We start from the raw sequence: 4,417 nt of genomic DNA on the forward strand, positions 1-4,417 counted from the left end.
GCGCCGTGCTGGCCGCCGGCTCGGCTTACGGGCGCAGCGATGTCGGCAAGGCCGAGAAGGTCAATGTCGAATACGTCTCGGCCAACCCGACCGGGCCGATGCATGTCGGCCATTGCCGCGGCGCCGTGTTCGGCGATGCGCTGTGCAGCCTGCTGCAATTCGCCGGCTTCGACGTCTGCCGCGAATATTACATCAACGACGCCGGCGCCCAGGTCGACGTGCTCGCGCGTTCGGCGTTCCTGCGCTACCGCGAGGCGCTGGGCCAGGACATCGGCGCGATCCCGGAAGGGCTCTATCCCGGTGACTACCTCGTGCCGGTCGGCGAGGCGCTCGCCGGGGAATACGGCGAGAAGCTGCTCGACATGGAGGAAGCCGCGTGGCTGCCGATCGTGCGCGACAAGGCGATCGCGATGATGATGGAGATGATCAAGGGCGATCTCGCCGCGCTCAACATCCATCACGACGTGTTCTTCTCCGAGCGCTCGCTGATCACGTCAGGCAACAACAAGGTCGCCGAGACGATCGATTTCCTACGCGCCAAGGGCGACATCTACGAGGGCCGTTTGCCGCCGCCGAAGGGCAAACCGGTCGAGGACTACGAGGATCGCGAGCAGTCGCTGTTCCGCGCCACCGCCTATGGCGACGACGTCGATCGACCGCTGATCAAGTCGGATGGCTCCTACACCTACTTCGCATCCGATATCGCCAACCATCGCTACAAGTTCGAGCGTGGCTTCACCAATCTGATCGACGTATTCGGCGCCGATCATGGCGGCTACATCAAGCGCATGCAGGCCGCCGTGAAGGCGGTGACAGCGGGCAAGGCTGTGCTCGACGTCAAGATCGTGCAGCTCGTGAAGCTGCTGCGCGACGGCGAGCCGGTGAAGATGTCGAAGCGGTCCGGCGAATTCGTCACGCTGCGCGAGGTGGTCGACGAGGTCGGCTCCGACGCTGTCCGATTCATGATGCTGTTCCGCAAGAACGACGCGGTGCTCGATTTCGACCTCGCCAAGGTGATCGAGCAGTCAAAGGACAACGCGGTCTTCTACGTCCAGTACGGCCACGCCCGCGGCCATTCGATCTTCCGCAACGCGCGAGAGGAAGCGGTTCCCGATCTGCCCGCGACCGATGAGGCCCGGCTGGCCTATCTCCGTAATGCTACGGTCGAGCGGCTGACCGACCCCGCCGAGCTCGAGCTGCTCAAGCGGCTTGCGCTTTATCCGCGGATGATCGAGGCTGCGGCGGTGGCACATGAGCCGCACCGAATCGCTTTTTATCTCTATGATTTGGCCAGTGAATTTCATGCGCTTTGGACCAAGGGGCGCGATTTGCCCTATTTACGCTTCATTATCAATAATGATGCAGAGATCACGAGGGCGCGACTGGCAATGGTTCAGGGCGTCGTCTCGGTTCTGGCATCGGGCTTAGCCGTTCTAGGCGTCCACGCTCCGACCGAGATGCGGTAGGCAGGGGCATTAGGCCCTCACGAGTGGGGATTTGTGAGGGCATCTGGCAGAGGCCAACTCGTACGGACCGGCTGTGCCGGCGATCTTGGCGCTGTCCCGAAGGGGATGCATCATCACAATGGCTGATCGATATCAGGACCGACATTTTCCCGCCGACACGGCTTCCAAGGCCGACAGCGATCCGCTTGCCGAACTGGCACGGCTGATCGGCCAGACGGATCCCTTCGGCTCCGCCAACAAGCCGCCGCCGCGTCCGCTGCAGTCGCGCGCCAACGCGCGGCCGCAACAATACGAGCCGCAGGCCGAGGACGAGGATGCGCGGCCCGCGGGCCCGCCGCCCTGGATGCAGCGCGCGCGGCAGGAGGCTGTCGCTCCGCCTCCCGTGCAGAACATCGAAGACGAAGAGCCCGAGCAGGACTACCAGCCGAAGCCGGTGCATCCGTTGCATCGCTATGCGGCCCAGCAGGCGCAGCCCGCGCCTGCGCCGGTGGCGCAATATCGGCCGGTCGAGGCGCCTCGACAGCCGGAGGCTTTTGACGAGGAGCCGCACTATCAGAGTGGCGGTCAGAGTCAGGATCCGTCGCGCTATGACGACGCGCTCTACGGCCAACTGGAAGCCGGCGAGCAGGACCTGCAGCGCGATCCCGCCTATCCGGACGATCCCTATGCCTATGAGGAGGCCTACGAGGAAGAACCTGAGCCCCGCCGGCGGCGCAGCGGCTTGATAACGGTCGCCGCGGTGCTGGCGCTCGGCGTGTTCGGTGTCGGTGGCGCATACGCCTACCGGACCTATGTCGGTTCGCCCCGCAGCGGTGAGCCGCCGATCATCAAGGCTGACAACACGCCGACCAAGGTGATCCCGGCCCACGCCGACGCGCCGGCCAAGACGCCGGACCGCATGGCGACGGGCGACGGCACCGAGAAGATCGTGTCGCGCGAAGAGACGCCGGTCGACGTCAATTCGAAGACCGCCGGACCGCGCGTCGTGTTTCCGCCGCTAAACGCCAATGCGAATCCACCGCCGCCCGCCAGCGTGCAGACGGCACAGCCGGCGCCGGCGCCGATCACCGCGAACGGCACGTTGCCGAACAACGAGCCGCGCAAGGTCCGCACGCTCTCGGTCAAGGGCGATACGCCCGATGGCACGCAGGCGACCTCGGCCGTGCCGGCGAAACCTCCGGCGGCGGCCAAGCCTCCGGCGTCGCGCGGCAACCCGGCTGCGGCCAATGCCAGCGTCAACTCGCCAATGTCGCTTGTTCCCGGCCAGGCTGAGGCGGCTCCGGCCGCGCCTCCGACCCGGGTGGCCTCGACCTCGGCGGCTCCGGTTGGCGGCGGCGGGTATCTGGTCCAGGTCTCCTCGCAGAAGAACGAGGCGGACGCGCAGGCGTCCTATCGGACGCTGCAAGGCAAGTATCGCAACGTGCTCGGTTCGCAGCCTCTGGTGGTGAAGCGCGTCGATCTCGGCGAGAAGGGCGTCTACTACCGCGCCTTTGCCGGCCCGTTCGCGTCCTCAGAAGAGGCGAGCCAAGTGTGCAAGAGCCTGATGTCGGCGGGTGGGCCGCAGTGCCTCATCCAAAGAAATTAAAGGCCGTTTCCTTGACCCGTGAGCTGCATACGGCCTAATCGGCCGAATGACGAACCGCGCATTCATCACGGGCATATCCGGGCTGATCCTCAAGGACGCCGAACGCGAATTCATTCGCACCGAGCGGCCATGGGGCTTCATCCTGTTCAAGCGCAACATCGAGAGTCCTGCCCAAGTGGCGGCTCTTGTTGGGGAACTCCGGTCCGCAGTCGGCCTCGCCGATGCCCCGGTCCTGATCGACCAGGAAGGCGGGCGGGTGCAGCGGCTCGGCCCGCCGCATTGGCCGGCCTATCCGCCGGGCGCGAGCTTTGGGGCGCTCTACGACATCGATCCGAAGCTCGGGCTTGTGGCAGCCCGGCTCAGCTCACGGCTGATTGCGGCCGATCTGATCGATCTCGGAATCACCGTCGATTGCCTGCCCTTGGCCGACGTTCCCGTGGCCGGGGCGGATGCGGTGATCGGCAACCGGGCCTATGGAACCGAGCCGGACAAGGTCGCGGCGATCGCCCGCGCGGTCACGGACGGGCTGGAACAGGGCGGGGTCCTGCCGGTTCTCAAGCATATTCCCGGCCATGGCCGGGCCACGGCGGACAGCCATTTCCGGCTTCCGACCGTTGATACCGCCAAGGGCCAGCTGGAACGGACCGATTTTGCCGCGTTCCAGGCACTTGCGGATCTGCCGATGGCCATGACTGCACATGTTGTGTTTAGCGCGCTCGACCCCGTCCATCCGGCGACGACTTCTGCGACAATCATCGAACAGGTGATTCGCGGCCTGATCGGGTTCCAAGGTTTGTTGATGAGTGATGACGTGTCGATGAATGCGCTGGCCGGATCGATTGCCGAGCGGACCCGCGCCATCGTCACCGCCGGTTGCGACATGGTTCTGCACTGCAACGGCAACATTGACGAGATGCGCGAGGTCGCACGCGAAACGCCGGAACTGACCGGCAAGGCGCTTGAGCGCGCCAAGGCGACGCTCGCCGCGCGCAAGCCGCCTCAGCCGCTCGACCGGCTGGCGGCACGGGCTGAACTGGATGCGTTGTTGGATCGGGTAGGGACGGCATGACCGCTGAAATTCTTTCGTTTGATACCGGGCGGCCGGCCGACCTCGCCGAGGGTGAACCGGCGCTGGTGGTCGACGTCGAGGGCTATGAGGGCCCGCTCGACCTGCTGTTGACGCTGGCGCGGCAGCAGAAGGTCGACCTGTCGAAGATCTCGATCCTCGCGCTCGCCGACCAGTACCTTTCCTTCATCGAGGCAGCGCGCAAGATTCGCCTCGAGCTTGCGGCCGACTATCTGGTGATGGCGGCGTGGCTGGCGTTCCTGAAGTCGCGGCTCCTGCTGCCCGAGCCGCCGAGCGCGG

General features: G+C 65.6%; 4 protein-coding genes. All 4 read left to right on the forward strand.

Going from position 1 to position 4,417, the window contains the following annotated elements:
• Positions 1–1,466, forward strand: a 1,466-nt coding sequence (argS, locus tag AKL29_RS12170; protein ID WP_244481961.1) for an arginine--tRNA ligase, incomplete at its 5' end; no start/stop codon positions are given.
• 118 nt (positions 1,467–1,584) lie between these two features.
• Positions 1,585–3,051 (forward strand): SPOR domain-containing protein, encoded by a 1,467-nt coding sequence (locus AKL29_RS12175; RefSeq protein WP_050384327.1) that lies wholly within the window; start codon positions 1,585–1,587, stop codon positions 3,049–3,051.
• Between the two features lie 46 nt (positions 3,052–3,097).
• Complete coding sequence (gene nagZ, locus AKL29_RS12180) at positions 3,098–4,120, forward strand: beta-N-acetylhexosaminidase (protein WP_050384328.1); 1,023 nt, start codon at positions 3,098–3,100, stop codon at positions 4,118–4,120.
• The coding region (locus AKL29_RS44705; RefSeq protein WP_430648865.1) for a segregation and condensation protein A at positions 4,117–4,417 on the forward strand (301 nt) is incomplete at its 3' end. The genes nagZ and AKL29_RS44705, both read left to right, overlap by 4 nt.

Origin of the sequence: Bradyrhizobium pachyrhizi (assembly GCF_001189245.1) — a bacterium.
Classification (GTDB): Bacteria; Pseudomonadota; Alphaproteobacteria; order Rhizobiales; family Xanthobacteraceae; genus Bradyrhizobium; species Bradyrhizobium pachyrhizi.